This window comes from Pedococcus sp. P3_C7, assembly GCF_056402615.1.
In genome coordinates, this window is record NZ_JBFUHC010000010.1 from 359,997 (window position 1) to 382,768 (window position 22,772).

Sequence of the window (22,772 nt, forward strand, 5' to 3'; positions counted from 1 at the left end):
GGTCGGTACCCTTTGCGGGTGAGCCAGACCCCCAGCGCGACCGACGCCACTGACGTGGCGACCCAGCCCGACGCCGACCTCCCCGAGCAGATGAAGGTGCGTCGCGAGAAGCGGGACCGGTTGCTGGCCGAGGGCAAGCAGGCCTTCCCGGTGCAGGTGCCGCGCACGCACACCCTCGGTGAGGTCCGTGAGCAGTGGGGGCACCTCGAGACCGGCGAGGAGACCCAGGACGTCGTCGGTGTCGCCGGGCGCGTCATCTTCATCCGCAACACCGGCAAGCTCGCCTTCGCGACGCTCCAGGAGGGCGTCGGCACCCGCCTGCAGGTCATGCTCAGCCTGGCGGAGGTCGGCGAGGACGCCCTGGCCGACTGGAAGTCGACCGTCGACCTCGGCGACCACGTGTTCGTCGAGGGCAGGGTGATCTCCTCGCGCCGCGGCGAGCTGTCGGTGATGGCCACCCGGTGGGAGATGGCGTCCAAGGCGCTGCGTCCGCTGCCGGTGCTGCACAAGGACCTGTCGGAGGAGTCGCGCGTGCGCCAGCGCTACGCCGACCTGATCGTCCGGCAGGAGGCCCGCGACATGGTGCGCACCAAGGCTCGCGCGCTGTCCGCGATCCGCGGTGTCCTCGACACCCAGGGCTACCTCGAGGTCGAGACGCCGATCATCCAGCTCGTCCACGGCGGCGCGGCGGCTCGTCCGTTCCGCACCCACATGAACGCGTTCGACCAGGAGATGACCCTGCGCATCGCCCTGGAGCTCAACCTCAAGAAGGCCGTGGTCGGGGGAGTCGACCGGGTCTACGAGATGGGCCGCATCTTCCGCAACGAGGGCGTCGACGCCACCCACAGCCCAGAGTTCACGATGCTCGAGGCCTACCAGGCCTACGGTGACCAGACGAGCATCGCCGCCCTCATGCGCGACGTCTTCCTCGGCGTCGCCGACGCGCTCGGCTCGCGCCAGGTCGAGACCGCGGCCGGCACCGTCGACCTCGACGGCGAGTGGCGCTGGCTGCCTGTCTACGAGGGCGTTTCCGAGGCGGTGGGTGAGACGGTCACCATCGACACCGACGTCGACACCCTGCGTGGGTATGCCGCGAAGCACGACGTGGCCATCGACCCGGCCTGGGACAAGGACAAGGTGTTCCTCGAGCTGCTCGGTGAGCTCGTCGAGCCGGGGCTGCTCCAGCCGACGTTCCTGTGCGAATACCCCGCGATCGCACAGCCGTTGGCCCGCCCGCACCGCAGCGAGCCGGGGCTGATCGAGGCCTGGGACCTCATCATCGCTGGGGTCGAACGCGGGACGGGCTTCTCGGAGCTCGTCGATCCGGTGGTCCAGCGCGAGGTGCTCACGGCCCAGTCGGTCAAGGCTGCCGGGGGCGACCCCGAGGCCATGCAGCTCGACGAGGACTTCCTTCGGGCCCTGGAGTACGGCGCACCCCCGATGGGCGGACTCGGCTTCGGCGTGGACCGCCTCGTGATGCTGTTCACCGACGCCAGCATCCGCGAGACGATCCTGTTCCCGCACCTCAAGCCGGAGGTTTCCCGATGAGCGGCATCTGGCCCTACATCGCCGCGCTGATTCCCTCGGCCGGTGTGGGATTCCTCTTCTGGCTGGTCATCAAGAACATGATCGAGGGCGACCGCAAGGAGCGTTTGGCGCATTCCCAATGGGAGGCGGCGCACGCCGGGGACGAGAGTGCGAAGGACAATTCAGGGCATTCTGCGAATGGCGAGAAGATTTCCTGAGGGGCCTTTCTGACGGGCATTTGAGAATGAACTGGCGTGGCCACTATCTTTGGCCTCCCGCCCCATTCATTTTTGCCGAGAGGAAACTCCATGGCCCAGCGCGTGAGCATTGTGCTCGAGGACGACATCGACGGTTCGGTTGCAGACGAGACGGTGACCTTCGCCCTCGACGGGGTCACCTACGAGATCGACCTCAACGGCAAGAACGCCGCTGCCCTGCGTGATGCGCTGGCGCCCTATGTCGGCCATGCACGGCGCTCGGCGGGCCGCCGCACCGCGGGTCGACCTGCTGCCGGCGGCCGAGGCACCGGCAAGCGCGACCTCGGTGACGTGCGCGAGTGGGCGCGGTCCAACGGGCACAAGGTCAGCGATCGCGGCCGCATTTCCGCCGAGGTCCAGGCCGCCTACGACAAGGCGCACTGACGCTGGATATCCGCCGCGTCCCAGAAGGCACTCCGGACCTTTTCTGGGACTGGCGGGCAATTCTTGCTGGTCAGCGCAGGGGTGAGGATCCATTACGTGAATGGCGTCAGCGGCTGACGATCTCGACGAACCACCAGTACGCCACCGTCGTCCCGGCCTCCATGCCGTCGGCTTTTGTCCTTCAGTGGACTCTCGAGGTGGCCGCGGAAGTCGGGGTGCATGCCGCCCGGCACCATTCAGGGGTCCTGCACCCCGAGGACTCCGGCCTCAGTTTCGCCCTGCAACCGACGCAGCTCTACCCCGTCGCAGCCCAGTTCCGTGACCCCACGGTCACCGAGGCGGGCCTCGACGACCGGCTGGAAGCTGCCCGGGCGGCCTACCGGGTGGCGGGGCTCGAGCTGGCGCTGGGCTATCGGTCCGACGCCAAGCTGGGTGAGCACACCAGGCGGGCGATGGTCGACGACGTCTGGGCGATGACCCTGGCGCGAGCCAGCGGCCAGCGACCTCCGCGGCGCGGCTCGTGCTGCTTCATCTACGTGCTGCCCGGCGTGCACGAGTGCTCCGGCTGCCCCCGGCTCGCGACTGCGGCCGGCCGGGGACAGACCGGCGGTCAGCTGCGCGGCTAGGTGAGCAGATCGGCGAGCAGGTCCCCGTCGGACTCGAGCCGGTCGAGCACCTCGTCGAACATCAGCTGCTCGAACTTCGCGCCGTCGGCTCCGGCTTCGACCTCGTCCCACGACCGGGGCGCCGCGACCGTCGGCGTCTCCTTGCCGCGCAGGGAGTAGGGGCAGATGGTCGTCTTGGCTGCGACGTTCTGGCTCCAGTCGAGGAAGATCTTGCCGGGCCGCAGCGACTTGGTCATCTTCCAGACGATCAGTTCGGGATGCTTCTTGGTGAGCTCCTGGGCCAGCTGCATGGCGAGGTCGCGGGTCTGGTCGGAGGTGAGGTCGCCCGGCAGCCCGGCATAGAGCTGCATGCCCTTGCTGCCGCTGGTGACCGGAAAGAGGTCCAGGCCCAGGGCGCCGAGCCGGTCGCGCACCATGATCGCGACCCGCGCGCACTCACGCAGGCCCGCGGGCGACCCCGGGTCGAGGTCGATGACCAACCGGTCGGGGTGCGCCCGCTCGCCGCCGACGACCCGCCACTGGGGGATGTGCAGCTCGATGGAGTTGAGGTTGACCAGGTAGGTCAGCTGGGCCAGGTCCTCGACCATCGGGTAGGTCACCGTGTCGACCGTGACCCGGGGCAGCCATGGCGGGGCCCCCGACGGCAGGTTCTTCTCGAAGAAGCTCTGGTCGCCGGTCCCGTGCGGCCAGCGCACCCGCGTCAGCGCCCGGTCGGCCAGATGCGGCAGGATCACGTCGGCGACCTGCGCGTAGTAGTTGAGCACCTCCCCCTTGGTGGTCTCGGTCGAGGGAAAGAGCAGCTTGTCGAGGCTGGTCAGCTTGAGCCTGCGGCCGCCCACCTCGACGCGCGTTGCCTGGGGGACGTAGCGCTCAGGCATCGTCCATCTCCTGCAGGTCGTCGGGCGTGAGGTCGGTGCGGATGCCGAGGTATGCCGGCTGGCGCAGCCTGCCGTCGCGCGTCACCTCGAGGGTGCGAGCCTCCACCACCACGGCAGGGTCGACCCACGTCGCCCCGACGCTGTCGATGCGGGGTACCTCGTCGCTGAAGGGCGAGTCCGGGCGGGTGTGAGGGGCGAGGGCCTCGGCGAGCTGGGTGGCCGCGCGTCCGGCGATGCCGCTGCCCATCCGCCCGGCGAACCGCCATCCTCCGTTGCCGTCGGGGACCCCGAGCAGGACCGCCCCGAGCCGCCCGGAGTCGTTGGTCTTCTCCGCTCGCCAGCCGCCCACGACGGCGGACAGGGTTGCCCGGTGGGGTGACTTGAGCCAGTCGGCCGAGCGGCGGCCCGGGAGGTAGGGTGCAGAGAGGCGCTTGCTCACCACGCCTTCCAGACCCTGTTCGAGGGTCGCTGCGTAGAGCTCCTGACCGTCCTCGTAGACCGGTGGGACCTGCCAGTGCCGGCCCGAGAGGTCGAGGCGTTCCAGCAGCTCGCGCCGGGCCGACAGCGGCTGGGCGGTGAGGTCGGACCCGTAGAGCCGCAGCAGGTCGAAGATCATGAACGTCACCGGTCGGACTGCGGCCAGGCGCTCGGCCTTGCGGCGGTCGCGCACGTGCATCCGGTCGGCCAACGCCCCGAACGAGGGGCGACCCCCCTCGAGGGCGACGACCTCGCCGTCCAGCAGCATGTCGTCGTAGGAGGCCGCGAGGTCGGCCAGCTCCGGGTAGCTGGCCGTCACGTCGTTGCCGATGCGCGAGGTCAGGGTGAGCACGCCGTCGCGCACGTCCGCGAGCACGCGCATGCCATCCCACTTCACCTCGTGGATCCAGTCGTCCCCGTCGGGGATGCTGGTGGCGGGACTGGCCAGCATGGGGCGCATGGGGCCATCCTGACGCATAGGCTGGTTTCCACGCGCGAGGCCCGAGGTGCCTCGTCAGGGATGGGTGCTTGTCCGCGGGCAGGCAGACGGAAGGACGACAAGCATGCGAGCGATCTGGAAGGGCGCGGTGTCCTTCGGCCTGGTGAACGTGCCGATCCGTCTCTACTCCGCCACCGAGAACCACGACGTGCAGTTCCGGCAGGTGCACCGCGAGGACGGTGGCCGGATCAAGTACCAGCGCATCTGCAGCATCGACGGCGAGATCGTGTCGTACGACGACATCGCCAAGGGGTACGAGACCGAGGACGGCGAGATGGTGGTCCTGACCGACGAGGACTTCAAGGATCTGCCGGCCACGAGCAGCAAGGAGATCTCGGTCGAGAAGTTCGTCCCCGCCGAGCAGATCGACCCGATGCTCTACGACAAGTCGTACTACCTCGAGCCCGACAAGGCCTCCACCAAGCCGTACATCCTGCTGCGGGACGCCCTCGAGAAGGAGAACCGGGTCGCGGTCGTGACGGTCTCCATCCGCACCCGGATGACGATGGCGGTGCTGCGCGTCCACGAGGGCGTGATCCTGATGCAGACCATGTTGTGGCCCGACGAGATCCGCAAGCCCGACTTCGCCTCCCTCGACGACGACGCCAAGGCGACCAAGCAGGAGCTGGCGATGGCCGACCTGCTGATCGAGCAGCTCGCGGGGGACTACCAGCCCGATGACTACGAGGACGACTACGCCGCGGCCCTGCAGTCGCTCGTCAAGGCCAAGGTCGAAGGCGGCGAGGTGCAGTTCGCACCCGAGTCCAAGGACGAGTCGGGCGAGGTCGTCGACCTGCTCGCCGCCCTCAAGAAGTCCGTCGACAAGGCCAAGGCGTCGCGTGGGGAGTCCACCTCCGAGACGAAGAAGCCGGCCACCAAGACCGCCGCGAAGAAGACAGCGACCAAGAAGGCCGCGAAGAAGGCCAGCTGAGGCCCTTGGCCGGCCCCGACGGCTAGGCGTTCTCCTTGCGGAAGGTCGAGGTGCCCCACCAGAGCGCGATGGCGAACAGGCCCACCGCCCAGAGGGAACCCCAGAGCATCGCGTTCGTCCCGAAGTCGCCGAGGAACGAACCACGCACGGCATCGGTGATCCACCGGAACGGCATGAAGTCGCTGGTGCGCTGCAGCCAGTCCGGTCCGAGCGTCATCGGCAGGAGGATGCCCGACAGGAGCAGGACCGGCATCATCACGACGTTGATGACCGGTGCCATGACGTCCTCGCTCTTGGTGGTCAGTGCCAGGGCGTTGGAGGCCGCCGCGCACGCGCCGCCGACGAGCAGGGTGAGCGCGACGCCGAGGACGACCCCTCGCAGGGGCGCCTCCATGCCGACCCAGTAGCCCAGCCCGACCAGCACGAGTGCCTGGACGAACAGCTGGAGCAGGTCACGCCACAGCCGTCCCATGAGCAGGGCCGTCCGGCTGGCCGGCGTCACCCGCTCGGCCTCGATGACGCCGTCACGCCACTCCGAGATCAGCCCGAAGCCCGCGAAGAAGGCGCCGAACATGCCGAGCTGGATCAGCATGCCGGGCACGAAGAAGGTCCAGCTGTTCGCGTAGCCCATCTGAGCGGCCATCGGCTTGAGCAGCGGTCCGAACAGGAACAGGTAGAGGATCGGCTGCATCAGGCCGATGAGCACCCAGGCAGGGTTGCGCAGGTTCATCCGGAGCTGGCGGCGGAAGACGATGAAGGACTCACGCAGGAACTGCATGTCACTTCTCCTTCGAGGTCGGGTCGGCCGGCGTGGTGGCCTCTGCGTCGCGCAGCGAGCGGCCGGTGAGGGTGAGGAACACGTCGTCGAGGGTGGGGCGAAGGACCTCGATCGACTCGAGGTCGATGTCGGCGCCGCGCAGGTCGGCCAGCAGGCCGGGTACCGCCTTGCCGGCGCGCTGCACGCGGCCGCGCACGTGGTTGCCGTCGATCTCGACGGCGTCGCGGCCGTCGCTGCCGGACTCGGCGATCGCATCGAGTCGCTTGGCCGCCTCGGCCACCAGGTCGGGGTCCGCAACTTCCAGGTCGACGAGGTCGCCGGAGACCTGGGCCTTGAGGTTGTCGCTGGTGTCGGCGGCAATGATCTTGCCGTGGTCGATCACGATGATCCGGTCGCTCAGGGCGTCGGCCTCGTCGAGGTAGTGGGTGGTGAGGAAGACCGTCGCACCGCGTCGCTTGCGCAGGTCGGCGATGTGGGTCCAGAGGTTGGCCCGGGCCTGCGGGTCGAGACCTGTCGTCGGCTCGTCGAGGAAGACGAGCGTCGGCTCGTGGATCAGCCCCATGACGATGTCGAGGCGGCGGCGCTGGCCACCCGACATGGTCTTCGGCTGGCGCCCCCACAGTCCCTCGAGGTCGAGCTGGCCGAACAGCTCCTGGCCCCGACGGCGCGCGTCGGCGCCCGACATGCCGTAGAGCATGCCGTGGTCGACGACCTCGTCACCGGCGCGGGCGAACTGCCCCGTGGCCCCGCTCTGCGAGACGTAACCGATCGACCGTCGGACCTTCTCGGACTCCTTGACGACGTCGAAGCCGGCCACCGTGGCCGTGCCCGCCGTGGGCCTCAGCAAGGTGGTCAGCATGCGCAGCGTCGTGGTCTTGCCGGCGCCGTTCGGCCCGAGGAACCCGACGACCTCGCCCTCGGCCACATCGAGGTCGACGCCGTCGACAGCACGTACCTCGCCCTTCTTCCTGCCCTCGCGCGTCTGGAAGGTCTGCACCAGACCTCGTGCGTGGATCATCCCCAACTCCCTCTGACGGACCGTCCCCTTGGCGGCTGGGTCGCCGTTTGTTCAAACTTGAATATCGCTAGTGTTCAACATTGAATACTCTGGCGTCAAGCCGATATCTACCGCCCGCGCCACCAAGGTAGACCCGGCTGCTGACAGCAATTCATCGCTCGCGGGAGATGAGCTCCACGTAGCGCTGCCGGTCGCTGGCCATCTGCCAGCCCGGGTCGTCCGCGGGGGCCTGCCAGTCCACCGGCTCACCCCGCAGGGCGAAGTCGCCGCGGTCGATGCGGGCGATGAGGGTGACCAGCCACTCACGCTCGGTCTGGCCCATGCCCATCCAGAGGTCGGCCAACGCGAGGACGTGCGGGGGGACAGCCCCGGCCGGCCGCTCCTGGGCCAGCTGTTCGCGGACGTTGGCGTCGAGGTTGGCCAGCCTGGTCTGCAGGGCCTCGCGGACCGCGGTGCGGCTCATCAGCGGCATCAGGGCCATCCCTGTGTGGAACGGCAGGGGGGACAGGAGGTCCGGGCGCTCCACGGCTGCGCGCCACAGCTTCTCGAACTCACGTCGGCCCAGGGGAGTGCTCGTGTAGACGGCCACCTCGCGACTGCCGTCGACCAGGTCGTGACGCTCGAGGTTGCCCTGTCGCGCCAAGGTGGCCAGGCCCGAGTAGATCGAGCCCGGGTTGACGTGGGCCCAGTCCTCGACCTGCCAGGACAGCAGCTCGCGGCGCAGCTGGTACCCGTTGACCGGCTCGAACAGCATGACGGCGCCGAGGAGCAGCAGTCTGGTCTCGGTGGCCGCCATGCGGTGCAGTGTAGGAGGCGGGGCCACAGTGGATCAGGTCATCACGGTCAGGTCATCACGGAGCGGGACGTCATGGCGCAGGCCATGATGGGCCCATGCCCGAAGGCCACACCCTGTTCGCGCTCGCACGCGACCTCGACGCGGCATACAGGGGGACGCAGCCGACGTTGAGCAGCCCGCAGGGAAGGTTCGCGGCCGGCGCCGCGCTGCTGTCCGGCCGCACCTTCGTCCACGCGACCTCGTGGGGCAAGCACCTCTTCGCCGAGTTCGAGGAGGACGCCTGGCTGCACGTGCACCTCGGCCTCATCGGCACCTTCACCATCGACGACCGCCCGTATGCCGGGGAGGTGCCGATCGTGGGCCAGGTCCGGTTGCGGTTGGCGACCGACGAGCACGTCGCCGACCTCCGCGGGCCCAACCTGTGCGCCGTGACAACCCCCGACCAGGTGGAGGCGGTGATGGCCCGCCTCGGCCCGGATCCCCTTCACCCAGAACCGGATCCGGAGATCGCCTGGCGCAAGATCTCCCGCAGCGGCAAGGCGATCGGCGAGCTGCTGATGGACCAGTCCGTCCTGGCGGGCATCGGCAACGTCTATCGCAGCGAGGTGCTGTTCCGTCAGCGGGTCGACCCCTTTCGGCCGGGCAAGGAGATCCGGCGCACGACGTGGGACGCGATCTGGCTCGACCTCGTCGACCTGCTGCCGCTGGGGGTCGTCACCGGCAAGATCGTGACCGTGGCCGAGCAGGTCGAGCAGATCCGGGCTGAGCTCGCCGCAGGGGAGGTCGACCGGCTGACCGAGCGGACGTCCTACGTCTACCGCCGGCAGGGCGAGCCGTGCCGGGTCTGCGGTTCACGGATCCGCACCCAGGTGGTGGCGGGCCGCAACCTGTTCTGGTGCGGTCGCTGCCAGCGCCGTCGCTGACTGCCGAACGACCGACGTCGGCGCCGCCGAACCCGTCACTGGGGGTGGGCGGTCCAGCGTCCTGCGAGCCAGAGCCCGAGCAGCAGCAGGAGCGCCGCCAGGCCGGCGAAGGCGACACTGATCTCGACGTTGCGCTCCTGCAGGTCGACGTGCTTGGGCAGGTCGTTCAGGACTCCCTGCAGCTGGTCGGCGTCGCTCGCCTTGAAGTACTCGCCACCGGTGGTCCGGGCGACCGCCTGGAGTGCGTCCTCGTCGACGACGAGGAAGTTGCGCCCTCCCGGCCCCAGGCCGCCGCCGAAGCCACCGGGCGGCCCGTCGAACAGCCCTCCTCCGAGCTGGTCGCGGGTGCAGACCATCTGGGTCGGCTCGGTGGTGCCGAAGCCGATCGGGTAGACGCGCACCCCACGGGCCGCCGCCTGCACTGCCGCGTCCTGCGGTGTCACCCCGCGCGTGTTGGCTCCGTCGGTCAGCAGGACGACTATCTCCGGCACGGTCTTGGTCCCCTTGGGTGGCGTCGCGCCGGGAGGGCCGGTGGGGTCCGGCGTCGGGGTCAGGGCGTCCGGTCCGTCGGCGCCGGTGTCCCCCGTGTCGACCGGCGCCACGTCGGGGTTGATCTCGGCGATCGCGTCGATCGACTTGAGGATGGCCGCGCCGATGGTGGTGCCGCGTCCGGTGGTCAGTCCGTCGACGGCGTGCAGGAGGTCGTCGTGGTTGGTGGTCGGCGCGACCGCCACCTGGGCGAACCCGGAGAAGACGACCAGGCCGATCCGGGTGCGGTTGTCCTGCTTGCCGATGAAGTCGCGGACCGCTTCCTGAGCTGCCGCAAGGCGATTCGGGCTGACATCGGTCGCGCACATCGATCCCGACACGTCGACGGCGAGGATGACGGCAGAGCTCGAGATCGGCACCTGCGCACGCACCTGGGGTCGTCCCGCGGCAAGGCCGAGGAGGGCGAGGCTGCCCAGCACCAGGGCGAGCGGCACGTGCTGTCGCCACATCCGCTGGCGGGGCAGGACCGCCCGGATCAGGGCGACGTTGGAGAACCGGACGGCCGCCCGGCGGCGTCGCCGCAGCTGCCACACGTATGCCGCGACGAGCAGTGGGACGGCGAGGAGCCCGAGCAGGGCGACGGGGAGCGCGAAGGACACGGTCACACCACCCTTCCCGAGCGGACGACCGAGGCGCCCGCCCCGAGCAGGAGGAGCACGGCTGCCGCGGCGGCGAACCAGGACGTGATCTCACGGCGTTCCGTCCGGGCGGTCCAGGTGAGGTTGATGGAGCTGTAGACCTTGCTCAGCGCGGCGGTGTCGCTCGCGGCGTAGTAGGTGCCGTCGGTGGTATCGGCGATCTGCTTGAGGGTGGCCTCGTCGAGTCGCGTCGAGATCTGGAAGCCGTCGACCTCGAGCACCGTGCCCTGCGGGCTGCCCAGCCCGATCGGGAAGATCCGCACGCCTGCGGTGGAGGCGAGCTCGGCCAGGACGAGCGGGTCGGGATCGGTGGTGTTCTCGCCGTCGGACAGCAGCACCACGGCAGCCGAGCCGTAGTAGCCGAGCTCGTCACCCCCGGCCGTGCCGTCCTGGCCCGTCTCGTCGACGCTGATCGGCTTGCCCGCTATCGCGCTGATGGCCGAGACGATGCCGCGCCCGAGTGCCGTGCCACCCTGAGGGGCCAGCCGGTCGATGGCGGCCAGCACCTCCTTGCGGTCGTTGGTCGGCTGTTGCGAGATGACGGCCGAGTCCCCGAAGGCGACGACGCCCAGCCTGATCGACGACGGCTGCTTGGCCACGAAGGTGCGGGCCGCGGCCTTGGCCGCGTCCAGCCGGGTCGGTGCGAGATCCTTGGCTGCCATGCTCGTCGACACGTCGAAGGCCAGGATGACGGTGCCCTCGCGTCGCGGCTCGGCCACCGTCGCCGAAGGACGGGCCAGCGAGGCGAGCAGCAGCGTCAGGGCGGCGAGCAGCAGCAGGGGCGCGACGTGACGCCACCGGTCGGGGCCACCGGGACTGGCGGCTACCAGCCCCTCGGCCGCCAGCTCTGCGCGACGCTCGTCGCGACGGCGCAGCTGGGCCCTGTACGCGATCACCAGGACCGGGACCGCGAGCAGGGACAGCAGGAGCATCGGCCACTCGAAGGTCATCTCCGCCTCCGCCTGCGGAGCTCGGAGATGCGGGCCAGCGCCCTGACCAGGTCGTCGTCCGTGGCGACGGGGTAGATCTCGGTGCCGGACCGTCGTGCTGCCGCAACCAGGGCGTCCTGCCTCTCCCTGGCCGCCGCGGCCMGCCGCCCGCGGAACACCGGGTCGTTGGTGTCGACGAAGATCTGTTCGCCCGTCTCGGCGTCCTCGACGTAGACCATCCCGACCGCCGGGAGCTCGGACTCCCTCGGGTCAACCACCTGGATGGCCACCACGTCGTGGCGTCGCGCCAGCAGCGACAGCGGCTGTTCCCAGCCCGGTTGGGTGATGAAGTCGGAGACGATGACCAGCAGCGAGCGCCGGCGAGCCAGCCCGAGTGCCGCGCGCAGCAGGCGGGACAGGTCGGTGGTGTCCTTCGACCCGGTGCCCGGCGGCGGGCGCAACAGGGCCTGGCTGATGCGGAGCACCTGGTTGCGACCGTGCCCCGGAGGAATCGTCTCGATGCTCCCGTCGAACAACGCCGCCCCGATGCGGTTGCCACCGCGGGCCAGGATGTGCGCGAGCGTCGTGGCGATCTCGGCCAGCACCAGCGACTTCTGGCGATCCACCGGCCCGAAGCCCATCGACGCCGACCGGTCCAGCAGGAGCCAGGCCGTGACCTCCCGGTCCTCCACGTACTCGCGCACGTACGGGGTGTCCATCCGGGCGGTGACGTTCCAGTCGATGTGCCGCAGGTCGTCACCGGGCTCGTACTCGCGCAGGTCGGTGAAGTCCACGCCCGTCCCCCGGAAGAGGGTCCGGTAGTCACCCTGGAGCCGCCCGTCGAGCCGGCGCACGACGCGCCACTCGAGCCGCCGGAGCAGTCGCTCCGCGGTCAACGGCCCCGCGGCGGACGGCCCGGGAACCGGGGGCCCTTGGCTCAGCGGGGTCCGGCGGCCCATGGCGCCTCGGAGGTGGACTGGGTCTGCTGGCGGCGCTCGCGCAGGGGCACGTCGGGCATCGTCACCGCATCCAGGATCGGGCCGAGGAGGTCGTCAGCCGCAATGCCCTCGGCCAGCGCCTCGTAGGACAGCACCAGCCGGTGGCGCATCACGTCGCGCGCCAGGTCGCGCACGTCCTGGGGCCGCGCGAAGTCGCGACCCCGGAGGAAGGCCAGTGCCTTGCCCGCGAGCACCAGGTTGATCGACGCACGCGGGCTGGCACCGAACGACAGGTAGCGCGCCAGGTCGGGCAGGCCCACCACCCCGGGTGAGCGGGTCGCGCCGACCAGCCGCACGGCATACTCGATCACGGCGGGGTCGACGTAGACCGCGTCGGTCCGCTTCTGGAACTCCACCAGCTGTCCCGGTTCGAGCACTCGCTGAGCCGCCTCGAAGGTCGTCGTCATCCTCTCGACCACGACGAACTCCTCTGAGGCAGTGGGATATCCGACGAGCGCCTTGAGCATGAACCGGTCGACCTGCGCCTCGGGGAGCGCGTAGGTGCCTTCGGACTCGATGGGGTTCTGGGTCGCCATGACGAGGAAGGGGTCGGGCGCCTTGAACGTCTCCCGGCCGATGGTCACCTGGCGCTCCTGCATGACCTCGAGCAGCGCGCTCTGCACCTTGGCCGGGGCGCGGTTGATCTCGTCGGCCAGCACGAGGTTGGCGAAGACGGGGCCCAGCGAGACCTGGAACTCGCCGTCCTTCTGGTTGTAGATGCGGGTGCCGATGACGTCGGCGGGCACGAGGTCGGGCGTGAACTGGATCCGCTGGAACTCGCCGCCGATGGCCTGGGCGAGCGTCTTGATCGCCATCGTCTTGGCCAGCCCCGGGACGCCCTCGACGAGCAGGTGGCCGCGGGCAAGCAGCGCGACGAGCATGCGTTCGAGGAGGACGTCCTGTCCGACGATGGTCTTCTTGACCTCGTAGAGCGCCTGCTCGAGCGGGTGCTGCCGGCCGAGCTCGGGGTGGGGATCCATGCGGTCTCCTCGGGTGCGATCTGTTGCTTTCGTTGCGCTGGTGCGGCGGGGTGAAGCGGGCTACTGCGGCGGGCTGCCGGCGACACCCCCGGCGGTGGCTATGGGGACGGCGAAACCGATGCCGACGAAGAAGTTCTGTTGCGACGGGTTGGCCAGTCCGGTGACGATGCCGACGACCTGACCAGCCTTGTTGAGCAGTGGGCCGCCCGAGTTGCCGGGGTTCACGGCGGCGTCGAACTGGATGAGCCCCTTGAGCGTCTCGTCGGAGTCGACCTCGATCGTCCGGTCGAGCGCAGACACCACACCGGCAGACAGGGATCCCTTGAGGCCCAAGGGATGGCCGAGCGCGAACACGGGGTCGCCGACCTGCGCACCGCCACCCAGGACGGCGGGGACCACGACCTGGGGGAGCTCCTCCGGCGTGAGGACTGCGATGTCGGTCGCGGGGTCCTGCTCCTTGACGCTCGCGCTCGACTCCGTGCCGTCGGAGAACGTCACCTCGATGCTCTTCGCCCCCTTGACCACGTGCAGCGCGGTCAGCACTGCCCCCGCGGCGCTGATGACGACCCCCGCGCCGGTACCCCGCTCCGCACCGCTGCTGCCGTTGCGCTGCGTGGCGATCGTGACCAGTGACGGCAACGCCACCCGGTATGCCGCGGCCGCGTCAGGAGGCGCCTTGGCGGCATCCTCCTTGGCCTTGGCGAGGCCGTCCTGGACGGCCTTGTCCACGTCTCTGCCCGTGATCGGCGCGGTGTCGGTGCCCCACGTCGCCGCGAGCACGGCCACCGAGAGCAGGGCCAGCACCACGATCGCTGCCACCAGCCACCGCCGCGGCGGGAGCCGCCTGCGAACGCGCGACGGGGTTTCGTCGACCACCTCCCGAGGTGGCTCGACGACCAGAGGCGAGCCCACCCGGTCCACCTTTCGCAGCGTACGTCCGATCCCGGCTCGGCGATACGGAAGCCGGGGATTCACGGCCAACTCTCAGGTTGGCGGCACGGGCTCCTCGGCGCAGGCTGGTGACGGCGGCATACCTCGCATGCCGTTGCGGCCGTAGATTGCCGGACATGGACAACGTCGTCTCCACCGTGGCGGAACTGCGCGCGCTCCAGCTGGACCGGATGCGCTGGAGCCTGGCCCACGCCTACGGCAACGTGCCGCACTACCGGGCCGCCTTCGACGCGGCGGGGGTGCGCCCCGACGACCTGCACGACCTGGCCGACCTGGCGCGGTTTCCGTTCACAGCCAAGGCGGACCTGCGCGACAACTACCCGTTCGGGATGTTCGCGGTGCCGCGCGAGCAGGTCGTGCGCGTCCACGCCTCGAGTGGCACGACGGGCAAGCCGACCGTGGTGGGCTACACGCGCGACGACATCGACATGTGGGCCGAGGTGATGGCGCGGTCGATTGAAGCCGCCGGTGGCCGCCCGGGCGACCTGCTCCACGTCGTCTACGGATACGGGCTGTTCACCGGTGGGCTGGGTGCGCACTACGGCGCCGAGCGGCTCGGCTGCACCGTGGTGCCCGTCAGTGGTGGCATGACGCAGCGACAGGTTCAGCTCATCCAGGACTTCAGGCCACGGATCGTCATGGTCACGCCGTCCTACTTCCTCGCCATCCTCGACGAGATGGAGGCGCAGGGGATCGACCCCAGGCAGACCTCGCTCGAGATCGGGATCTTCGGCGCCGAGCCCTGGACGGAGCAGATGCGCGACGAGGTCCAGCGGCGCAGCAACATCCGGGCCGTCGACATCTACGGCCTGTCTGAGGTCATCGGGCCGGGGGTGTCGCAGGAGTCCGGGCTGACCCAGGACGGCCTGCACATCTGGGAGGACCACTTCTATCCCGAGGTCGTCGACCCGGTGACCGGCGAGGTGCTGCCCGACGGCCAGGAGGGGGAGCTCGTCTTCACGTCGCTGACGAAGCAGGCGATGCCGGTCGTGCGCTATCGGACCAGGGACCTGACCACCTTGCTGCCGGGGACGGCCTACCCCCAGTTCCGGCGGATGGCCAAGATCACCGGACGCAGCGACGACATGATGATCGTGCGCGGCGTCAACGTGTTCCCCTCGCAGATCGAGGAGCACCTGCTCGCCGTCGAGGGCCTGACGCCGCACTACCTGTGCGTGCTGACCCGGCCCGGTCGGATGGACGAGCTCACGGTGCAGGTCGAGGCGGAGTCCGAGGCCTCCACGGGGGAGGACCGTGCCCGGATGGCCCGCGACCTCACGAAGCGGGTCAAGGACCGGGTCGGCGTGACGATCCGGGTCGACGTGCTCGCACCGCATGCCCTCGAGCGCTCGCTCGGCAAGGCGAAGCGGATCAGCGACCAGCGCCCGCACTGAGGGTCGGAGGGCGGCGTTCGCCGACGGCGAACAGTCCTTCCCGACCTCCCGTAATCGTGTAATCATCATTACATGGCAACGAAGACAACAGCGGAGGCGTGGCTGGCCGGCCGCCTCCCGACCGACTGGTTCACCGGCCCGGTCGAGGTCACCCGCGACCGCGACGAGCTCATCATCATCGGCACCCTCGCAGAACCCACCATGGACGACGGCGTCGACGACACCGACCGCACCATCGCCGCGCGGGGCCGGATCAAGTCCTTCCGCGAGGACACCCGGGAGCGACGCATCGAGATCGCCCGCGAGCTCGAGCACCTGAGCGGCCGCAAGGTCTCGTGGGGTGTGCGGGTGGGCGAGACCGAGGCGCTGTTCACCCATCTCGCGGCTCCCGTCATGACACGGTTGAGGCAGCCCGAGCGCCAGGTGCTCGACACCCTCGTCGAGGCAGGGGTGGCCAAGAGCCGCTCCGAGGCGCTCGCCTGGTGCGTCAAGCTCGTGGCCGACAAGTCCGACAGCTGGCTCGGCGAGCTGCGCGAGGCGATGGCCCACGTCGACGAGGTGCGCAAGAAGGGCCCCACCGCCTGAGCGCGCTTCCCAGGTGAGGTGTGCCGGGGAGAAGGCTTCGCGGCATACCGAGCGGTTTGCGTCCGCCCACGGCGAACATGAGCGGAGGGCGCTCAGGGCGGGGAACAGCGGAGGAACGCCCCGCGTTCCCCCAACGAGTCGTGTCAGAGGAACTGTTTCGTCCCGATCGGGTATCGGTGGACGAAAGGCGTACGCCGGGACCTCACAGCACGGATAGCATCGAGGTGATCTCGATAGGCAGGAGCAGAAGATGTTTGAAAGGTTCACCGACCGGGCCCGTCGGGTGGTCGTGCTTGCGCAGGAGGAAGCGCGCATGCTCAACCACAACTACATCGGCACGGAGCACATCCTGCTCGGTCTCATCCACGAGGGTGAAGGCGTCGCCTCCAAGGCTCTGGAGAGCCTCGGCATTTCGCTGGAGTCGGTCCGCGAGCAGGTGCAGGAGATCATCGGCCAGGGGCAGCAGGCCCCGAGCGGCCACATTCCCTTCACGCCCCGGGCGAAGAAGGTCCTCGAGCTGAGCCTTCGCGAGGCGCTGCAGCTCGGCCACAACTACATCGGCACCGAGCACATCCTGCTCGGCCTGATCCGCGAGGGCGAGGGCGTCGCCGCCCAGGTCCTCGTCAAGCTGGGCGCCGACCTGAACCGCGTGCGCCAGCAGGTGATCCAGCTCATCTCCGGCTACCAGGGCAAGGAAGGTGGCTCCGGCGCCGGCCTCTCGGGCAGCGTGCAGCAGGAGGGGACTCCTGCCGGTTCGCTCGTGCTCGACCAGTTCGGCCGCAACCTCACGATGGCTGCCCGCGAGGGCAAGCTCGACCCGGTCATCGGGCGTGAGAAGGAGATCGAGCGGGTCATGCAGGTGCTGTCCCGCCGCACCAAGAACAACCCCGTCCTCATCGGCGAGCCCGGCGTCGGCAAGACCGCCGTCGTCGAGGGCCTGGCGCAGGACATCGTCAAGGGCGAGGTGCCCGAGACCCTCAAGGACAAGCAGCTCTACACCCTCGACCTCGGCGCGCTCGTCGCCGGCAGCCGCTACCGCGGTGACTTCGAGGAGCGGCTGAAGAAGGTCCTCAAGGAGATCCGCACCCGCGGCGACATCATCCTGTTCATCGACGAGATCCACACCCTGGTGGGTGCGGGTGCCGCCGAGGGCGCGATCGACGCCGCCAGCATCCTCAAGCCGATGCTGGCCCGCGGTGAGCTCCAGACCATCGGGGCCACCACGCTCGACGAGTACCGCAAGCACATCGAGAAGGACTCGGCGCTCGAGCGCCGGTTCCAGCCGATCCAGGTCGCCGAGCCGACGCTCAGCCACGCGATCGAGATCCTCAAGGGCCTGCGCGACCGCTACGAGGCCCACCACCGGGTGTCCATCACCGACGGTGCCCTCGTGTCCGCCGCCAACCTCGCCGACCGCTACATCAACGACCGGTTCCTCCCGGACAAGGCGATCGACCTCATCGACGAGGCGGGCGCGCGGTTGCGCATCCGCCGGATGACGGCTCCGCCGGACCTGCGCGAGTTCGACGAGAAGATCGCGGCCGTGCGGCTGGAGAAGGAGTCGGCCATCGACGGCCAGGACTTCGAGAAGGCCGCCCACCTGCGTGACGACGAGAAGAAGCTGCTGCAGGCCAAGGCCGAGCGCGAGACGCAGTGGAAGTCCGGCGACATGGACGTCGTGGCCGAGGTCGACGAGGAGCTCATCGCCGAGGTCCTGGCTGCCAGCACCGGCATCCCGGTCTTCAAGCTCACCGAGGAGGAGTCGAGCCGGCTGCTCCACATGGAGGACGAGCTGCACAAGCGCGTCGTCGGCATGGACGACGCCATCAAGGCGATGTCCCAGGCGATCCGTCGCACCCGCGCCGGTCTGAAGGACCCGCGTCGTCCCGGTGGCTCGTTCATCTTCGCCGGTCCCACCGGTGTCGGTAAGACCGAGCTCGCCAAGACGCTCGCCGAGTTCCTGTTCGGTGACGAGGACAGCCTCATCCAGCTCGACATGTCGGAGTTCTCCGAGAAGCACACTGTCTCAAGGCTTTTCGGTTCGCCTCCCGGCTACGTCGGCTACGAAGAGGGTGGCCAGCTCACCGAGAAGGTGCGCCGCAAGCCGTTCTCCGTGGTGCTGTTCGACGAGGTCGAGAAGGCTCACCCCGACATCTTCAACACCCTGTTGCAGGTGCTCGAGGACGGCCGCCTCACCGACTCCCAGGGCCGGATGGTCGACTTCAAGAACACCGTCATCATCATGACGACCAACCTCGGCACCCGCGACATCACCAAGGGCTCGCTCGGCTTCTCCGCCGGCGCGGACACCCAGAGTGGCTACGACCGGATGAAGAACAAGGTCACCGACGAGCTCAAGCAGCACTTCCGCCCCGAGTTCCTGAACCGCGTGGACGACATCATCGTGTTCCCCCAGCTCACGCGGGACGAGATCGTGGCCATCGTCGACCTCGAGATCGCCAAGCTGGACAAGCGGCTCAAGGACAAGGACATGGGCATCGAGCTCACCATCGAGGCCAAGAACGTGTTGGCCGCGAAGGGCTACGACCCCGTGCTCGGTGCGCGACCGCTGCGTCGCACGATCCAGCGCGAGATCGAGGACGTCCTGTCCGAGAAGATCCTCTACGGCGAGCTCAAGGCGGGCGAACTCGTGCTCGTCGGCGCCGAGGGCGAGGGCAAGAGCGGCACCTTCACCTTCGTCGGCACGCCGCACCCCGGCAGCATCGAGCTGCCGGTCGTGCAGACGGTGGCAGACTCCGCCGACGCCAGCTGAGGGGCGCCAGACCCAGACACAAGCCGAGGTATGCCGCGTGGTCACCACGCGGCATACCTCGGCTTTGTCATGGGCGAGTTCACGAAGCTGCGCGCAGAACGCTTACTCTGGAGCGCGTGTCTCATTCCCCCCTGCCTCGCCGTTCGGTCCTCGTCGGTCTCCTCGCCGCACCCCTGACCCTCGCCGCCTGCTCGAAGGACAAGCCCGCCGCTGGTCCCTCCAGCACCACGACGACCCCCGCGTCGACGCCGCCCCCAGCGCGGGTCACGGGCAAGCTGCCGGCTGACCTGCTCGCGACGATGACCGCCCTCTATCTCGGCGGCAAGCCGGCCACCGGTGGGTCGACCATCGCGGCCGCCCTCGCGAAGCGGACGCCGCGCTCCACCCCGGTCGCGGTGACCGGCACCACCGGCACGTGGCACGGTGCGCCCATCGCCACGGTCGTGCAGGGCAAGGACGTCACCCTGCTCGTCAAGGCCAAGGCCGGCTGGACCGTCGTGGGTGGCTGGTGGCCCTCGCTCAAGGTCGCGCGGCCGGCGTTCCCCACCATGCGGGTCCTCGCCATCGGGTCGGACGCCCGCAACCCACAGCCTGTGACCAAGTGTCGGGCCGACGCCCTCCACATCATCGGGGTGAACGCGACGAAGGGTGTCGGTGGCATCGTCGGCATCCCCCGCGACTCCTGGGTCCCGCTGCCCGGAGGTGGCAGCGGCAAGATCAACGCTGCCCTCGTCTTCGGTGGTGTCAACGGACAGGTCAGGACGGTCTCCCGTGCCTCGGGGGTGCAGATCGACGGCTACGTCATCACCGGGTTCAAGGGCTTCCGCGGGATGGTCAGGAGCCTGGGCGGAATCGTCTTCGTGGCGGCCAAGGCGCTGAAGAGCGTTGACGGCCTGGCGATCGTCAAGCCCGGGAGCAACAAGCTCGACGCCACGCACGCACTCGCCCTCGCCAGGGAGCGCAAGCACCTGCCCAACGGCGACTTCGGCCGCTCCGCCAACCAGGGCGCGATCATCCGGGCCGGCATGGTGATGGCCCAGAAGGCCGGCCCCGGCGCGTTGGCGGGGCTCCTGTCCAAGATGGGTCCCCACCTGAGCACCGACCTGAGCGTGTCCGAGGTGCTCAACCTGTCGGCCAGCCTCTACCTGTCCAACGCGGCCAAGGTCCCCAACACGGTGGTGCCCGGCGCGATCGGCACCCGGGAAGGCCAGTCGGTCGTCCTGCTGGGTTCCCCTGCCAGGAAGATCTTCGCCGACATGAAGAACGGCCGTCTCGGTGGCTGAGCCCGAGTCGGCTGAGCCGGGGCCCGTTGGGTCGGCCGACCCTGAGCCGGCGCCCCCCGTTCGGGACGCCGCGTCGGTCACCGTCCGGGCGGCGCGCACCAGCGACATCCGGACGATCCGGGAGATCGTGCGACCGCACTCCGACTCGCGGGTGCTCGTGTCGAAGGACGCGGTGACCTACTACGAGGCGCTCCAGCAGTTCCGGGTCGCCGAGCTCGATGGCGTGGTCGTCGGGTGTGGCGCCCTGCACGTGATGTGGGAGGACCTCGCCGAGATCCGGACCCTGGCGGTCCGGCCCGAGGCCAAGGGCCGCGGGGTGGGTTCGATGCTGCTGGACGCGCTGATGGCCGATGCCCGCGAGCTCGGGGTGCAGCGGCTCTTCTGCCTCACCTTCGAGGTCGACTTCTTCACCCGGCACGGCTTCGAGGTGATCGAGGGCCAGGCCGTCGATCCCGAGGTCTATGCGGAGCTGGTCCGGTCCTACGACGAGGGCGTCGCGGAGTTCCTGGACCTCGAGCGGGTCAAGCCCAACACGTTGGGCAACACCAGGATGCTCCGCACCCTCTGAGCTCTCTGCGCGTTTGCATCGATCCGGGGCGGGGGGCCTCCCTGCTGGCCTAAGGTGTCCGCACGGACCAGCGACCCAGGGGGGACACCGTGTTCAAGAGTGCTGAGGAGAGGGAAGCCGAGCGCCAGCAGCGCGAGGCGGAGCAGGCGCGGCTGGCTGCCGCTCAGGACCAGCAGCGCCACGAGGAGGAGGCCGAGCGCCAGCGGCAGGCCTACCTCGCCTCACCCGTCGGGGCAGCCACTGCGGCCCGAGATGCCGGCGAGCAGTTCTTCGAGCTTCAGCTCCACGTGCGGAACCAGCAGGGTCAAGTGTCGTTCGGTGCAGTGAAGACGTCGGGCTCCATGACGAGCTCGGCCTCGACCCTGGCCGAGGTCGAGGCCGTCGGGTGGCACCTCGAGCACGCGAGCTACTACTTCGCGGTCACGGGTCAGAGCAGCGCCGAGCGCGTCTTCGGCTCGGGGGAGAACACCGCGGTGACCGGCGTGACGGTGGGTGCCTACCTCTTCCGCCGGACCGCAGTCGCGGACTCGATGTAACCGCGCCGGGGACGCCCAGCTGCATCTACCTCGAGTGACGCGGCGCGCTCACCTCGAATCAGGCAGGGGGGCCGGGTGGGCTCGGTGGTGGCGGCTCATCCTGATCCGCACCGAGGCGGCGAGGACGAGCAGCAGGAGACCGGAGATCACCCCGAACCCGAGGCGGGGGATCAGCGGCAGCGCGATGCCGATCCCGCCACCGATGACCCACGCGATCTGCAGCACGGTCTCGGACCAGGCGAACACCCTGGTGCGCACCGACTCCTCGATGTCACGTTGCACCACGGCGTCGCTGCTCAGCTTGATGAGCTGGGCACCGAGTCCCGCCACCAGGCCGAGGACGAGCAGGGTGGTCAGGGAGTAGAACAGTGCCGCGGCCAGGGCGACTGCCACGTCGGCGATCAGGGCCACCGCGATGATCAGGTCCGGTCGCAGCCGGCGCAGGGCGTTGCCGATGACCGTGCCCAGGGCGTTGCCGGCGCCGGCTGCCCCCACGACGAGGGCCAGCACGAACGTGCCGCTGTGTCCTGGCAGCGGGTGCTCGCGCATGAGGAAGGCCATGAACAGCGTGAGGAACCCGGTGAGGAGTCGGGCGCCCACCGCGCTGCACAGCGCGGTCAGCACCGGGACCGGCAGGGCCGCCACCCGTGCCCGCAGCCGCTCGAACAGCCCGAGCCTGCGGCCGTCGCGCCGGCCCACTGGCACCGGGCCGGAGTCCTCGATGTCCTGCTCGCCACTGCTGGAGTCCACCCGCGACGGCAGCCGGATGGCCAGCACGGTGCCCGCGACGTAGATGAGGAAGGCCAGCCGCAGGGACCACTCGGGTCCCACGCGCGCTGCCGCACCGGCCAGCGCTCCACCGACAGCCATCCCGGCCACCCCGGCCAGGGCGTTGCGGGAGTTGGCATTGACCAGGCTGAACCCGGGCGGCAGCAGTCGCGGCACCGCCGAGGCCCGCGTCACGCCGTAGGCCTTCGAGGCGACCAGGCATCCCAGGGCCGCAGGGAACAGCCACGGCGAGTCGTTGGCGACGGCGCCCGCCAGCACCCAGCAGAGGAACGCCCGCAGGGCGAGGGTGGTGCCGATCGCCCATCGGCGGCCGTGCCGGAACCGGTCGAGGAGCGGCCCGATGAAGGGCGCGAGCAGGGCGAAGGGAGCCATCGTGAGGACGAGGAACTGGGCCACCTGGCCGCGTGCCTCGTCAGTCGGGATGGCGAAGATCGTGCCGGCGAGAGAGACGGTGAGCGCGGCGTCGCCCATGAGGTTGACGAAGTGCAGCTCCACGAGTCGTGCGAGGCCGCTTTCGCCAGCACCGGCCGAGTGCGTGTAGGCCCGCGCCCGGCGGGCACCGGCCTTGCTGCCCCGACCAGCCAGCCTGGCCCCCGCCACGGTGCCCCGGCCGACGACCCGGCCGGTGCGTGAGGCGCCGACGCGCAGTGCGTGGGCAGCTCGCCTGCTGGCGGTGGGCCCGGCGGTGGGCCCGGCGGTCGGCCC

Annotated in this window: 23 protein-coding genes; 12 read left to right on the plus strand and 11 right to left on the minus strand. The window is 69.7% G+C overall.

Annotated elements, in window-relative coordinates:
* Positions 1-90: 90 nt before the first annotated feature.
* The 4 genes from lysS (at position 91) to AC1DS4_RS15930 (ending at position 2,794) form a co-directional block, all read left to right on the plus strand.
* Positions 91-1,548: a lysine--tRNA ligase gene (gene lysS / locus AC1DS4_RS15915; protein ID WP_477633291.1), complete on the plus strand. Its 1,458-nt coding sequence runs from the start codon at positions 91-93 to the stop codon at positions 1,546-1,548.
* A complete protein-coding gene (locus tag AC1DS4_RS15920) occupies positions 1,545-1,745 on the plus strand; it encodes a hypothetical protein (RefSeq protein WP_477613803.1) in 201 nt (66 codons plus the stop codon). Before lysS ends, AC1DS4_RS15920 begins: the two co-directional genes overlap by 4 nt.
* A gap of 90 nt (positions 1,746-1,835) precedes the next feature.
* Positions 1,836-2,168, plus strand: a complete 333-nt coding sequence (locus tag AC1DS4_RS15925; RefSeq protein ID WP_477613802.1) for a histone-like nucleoid-structuring protein Lsr2 — start codon at positions 1,836-1,838, stop codon at positions 2,166-2,168.
* 197 nt (positions 2,169-2,365) lie between these two features.
* Positions 2,366-2,794 carry a (2Fe-2S)-binding protein gene (locus AC1DS4_RS15930; RefSeq protein WP_477633284.1) on the plus strand — a complete coding sequence of 143 codons (429 nt, stop codon included), beginning with the start codon at positions 2,366-2,368 and terminating at the stop codon, positions 2,792-2,794.
* Here the strand turns inward: AC1DS4_RS15930 and ligD (AC1DS4_RS15935) are convergent.
* Positions 2,791-3,672, minus strand: a complete 882-nt coding sequence (gene ligD / locus AC1DS4_RS15935) for a non-homologous end-joining DNA ligase (RefSeq protein WP_477633283.1) — start codon at positions 3,670-3,672, stop codon at positions 2,791-2,793. The genes AC1DS4_RS15930 and ligD (AC1DS4_RS15935) overlap by 4 nt on opposite strands.
* A complete protein-coding gene (ligD, locus tag AC1DS4_RS15940; RefSeq protein ID WP_477633282.1) occupies positions 3,665-4,609 on the minus strand; it encodes a non-homologous end-joining DNA ligase in 945 nt (314 codons plus the stop codon). Before ligD (AC1DS4_RS15940) ends, ligD (AC1DS4_RS15935) begins: the two co-directional genes overlap by 8 nt.
* A gap of 103 nt (positions 4,610-4,712) precedes the next feature.
* On the opposite strand from ligD (AC1DS4_RS15940), the gene ku reads away from it, so the two are divergent.
* The gene (gene ku, locus AC1DS4_RS15945; RefSeq protein ID WP_477613798.1) at positions 4,713-5,579 is read left to right on the plus strand and encodes a non-homologous end joining protein Ku; all 867 of its coding nucleotides are present in this window, start codon (positions 4,713-4,715) and stop codon (positions 5,577-5,579) included.
* 22 nt (positions 5,580-5,601) lie between these two features.
* Here ku and AC1DS4_RS15950 read toward each other — a convergent pair whose 3' ends face one another.
* The 3 genes from AC1DS4_RS15950 to AC1DS4_RS15960 form a co-directional block, all read right to left on the minus strand.
* On the minus strand, positions 5,602-6,357 hold the full coding sequence (locus tag AC1DS4_RS15950; protein ID WP_477633281.1) for an ABC transporter permease: 756 nt from the start codon (positions 6,355-6,357) through the stop codon (positions 5,602-5,604).
* A gap of 1 nt (position 6,358) precedes the next feature.
* Positions 6,359-7,375: an ATP-binding cassette domain-containing protein gene (locus AC1DS4_RS15955; RefSeq protein ID WP_477613796.1), complete on the minus strand. Its 1,017-nt coding sequence runs from the start codon at positions 7,373-7,375 to the stop codon at positions 6,359-6,361.
* A gap of 151 nt (positions 7,376-7,526) precedes the next feature.
* Positions 7,527-8,171 carry a PadR family transcriptional regulator gene (locus AC1DS4_RS15960; protein WP_477613795.1) on the minus strand — a complete coding sequence of 215 codons (645 nt, stop codon included), beginning with the start codon at positions 8,169-8,171 and terminating at the stop codon, positions 7,527-7,529.
* Between the two features lie 95 nt (positions 8,172-8,266).
* Between AC1DS4_RS15960 and AC1DS4_RS15965 the strand changes: the two genes are divergently transcribed.
* Positions 8,267-9,094, plus strand: coding sequence for an Fpg/Nei family DNA glycosylase (locus AC1DS4_RS15965; RefSeq protein WP_477633280.1), 828 nt, complete (start codon positions 8,267-8,269; stop codon positions 9,092-9,094).
* Positions 9,095-9,129: 35 nt separating this feature from the next.
* On the opposite strand, the gene AC1DS4_RS15970 is transcribed toward AC1DS4_RS15965, so the two are convergent.
* From AC1DS4_RS15970 to AC1DS4_RS15990, 5 genes are read right to left on the minus strand one after another with little or no spacing between them, the layout of a single operon-like run.
* A complete protein-coding gene (locus tag AC1DS4_RS15970) occupies positions 9,130-10,248 on the minus strand; it encodes a vWA domain-containing protein (protein WP_477633279.1) in 1,119 nt (372 codons plus the stop codon).
* A complete protein-coding gene (locus AC1DS4_RS15975; protein ID WP_477633278.1) occupies positions 10,245-11,231 on the minus strand; it encodes a VWA domain-containing protein in 987 nt (328 codons plus the stop codon). The genes AC1DS4_RS15970 and AC1DS4_RS15975 overlap by 4 nt, the downstream gene beginning before the upstream one ends.
* A complete protein-coding gene (locus AC1DS4_RS15980; RefSeq protein WP_477646072.1) occupies positions 11,228-12,169 on the minus strand; it encodes a DUF58 domain-containing protein in 942 nt (313 codons plus the stop codon). Before AC1DS4_RS15980 ends, AC1DS4_RS15975 begins: the two co-directional genes overlap by 4 nt.
* Positions 12,148-13,188 carry an AAA family ATPase gene (locus tag AC1DS4_RS15985; protein WP_477613790.1) on the minus strand — a complete coding sequence of 347 codons (1,041 nt, stop codon included), beginning with the start codon at positions 13,186-13,188 and terminating at the stop codon, positions 12,148-12,150. Before AC1DS4_RS15985 ends, AC1DS4_RS15980 begins: the two co-directional genes overlap by 22 nt.
* A 60-nt stretch (positions 13,189-13,248) precedes the next feature.
* Positions 13,249-14,100, minus strand: coding sequence for a S1C family serine protease (locus AC1DS4_RS15990; protein WP_477633276.1), 852 nt, complete (start codon positions 14,098-14,100; stop codon positions 13,249-13,251).
* A 155-nt stretch (positions 14,101-14,255) separates the two neighbouring features.
* Between AC1DS4_RS15990 and paaK the strand changes: the two genes are divergently transcribed.
* The 6 genes from paaK (at position 14,256) to AC1DS4_RS16020 (ending at position 21,278) form a co-directional block, all read left to right on the plus strand.
* Entirely contained in the window at positions 14,256-15,533 is a 1,278-nt protein-coding gene (gene paaK, locus AC1DS4_RS15995; protein ID WP_477633275.1) for a phenylacetate--CoA ligase PaaK, read from the plus strand.
* 72 nt (positions 15,534-15,605) lie between these two features.
* Complete coding sequence (locus tag AC1DS4_RS16000) at positions 15,606-16,118, plus strand: hypothetical protein (protein ID WP_477613787.1); 513 nt, start codon at positions 15,606-15,608, stop codon at positions 16,116-16,118.
* A 250-nt stretch (positions 16,119-16,368) separates the two neighbouring features.
* The gene (locus AC1DS4_RS16005) at positions 16,369-18,891 is read left to right on the plus strand and encodes an ATP-dependent Clp protease ATP-binding subunit (RefSeq protein WP_477613786.1); all 2,523 of its coding nucleotides are present in this window, start codon (positions 16,369-16,371) and stop codon (positions 18,889-18,891) included.
* A gap of 116 nt (positions 18,892-19,007) precedes the next feature.
* Entirely contained in the window at positions 19,008-20,174 is a 1,167-nt protein-coding gene (locus AC1DS4_RS16010) for an LCP family protein (RefSeq protein ID WP_477613785.1), read from the plus strand.
* Positions 20,167-20,742: an amino-acid N-acetyltransferase gene (locus AC1DS4_RS16015; RefSeq protein WP_477613784.1), complete on the plus strand. Its 576-nt coding sequence runs from the start codon at positions 20,167-20,169 to the stop codon at positions 20,740-20,742. The genes AC1DS4_RS16010 and AC1DS4_RS16015 overlap by 8 nt, the downstream gene beginning before the upstream one ends.
* An 89-nt stretch (positions 20,743-20,831) precedes the next feature.
* Positions 20,832-21,278 (plus strand): hypothetical protein, encoded by a 447-nt coding sequence (locus tag AC1DS4_RS16020; RefSeq protein WP_477613783.1) that lies wholly within the window; start codon positions 20,832-20,834, stop codon positions 21,276-21,278.
* A 48-nt stretch (positions 21,279-21,326) separates the two neighbouring features.
* Here the strand turns inward: AC1DS4_RS16020 and AC1DS4_RS16025 are convergent.
* Positions 21,327-22,772: MFS transporter (locus tag AC1DS4_RS16025; protein ID WP_477646073.1), on the minus strand; the 1,446-nt coding region annotated here is incomplete at its 5' end.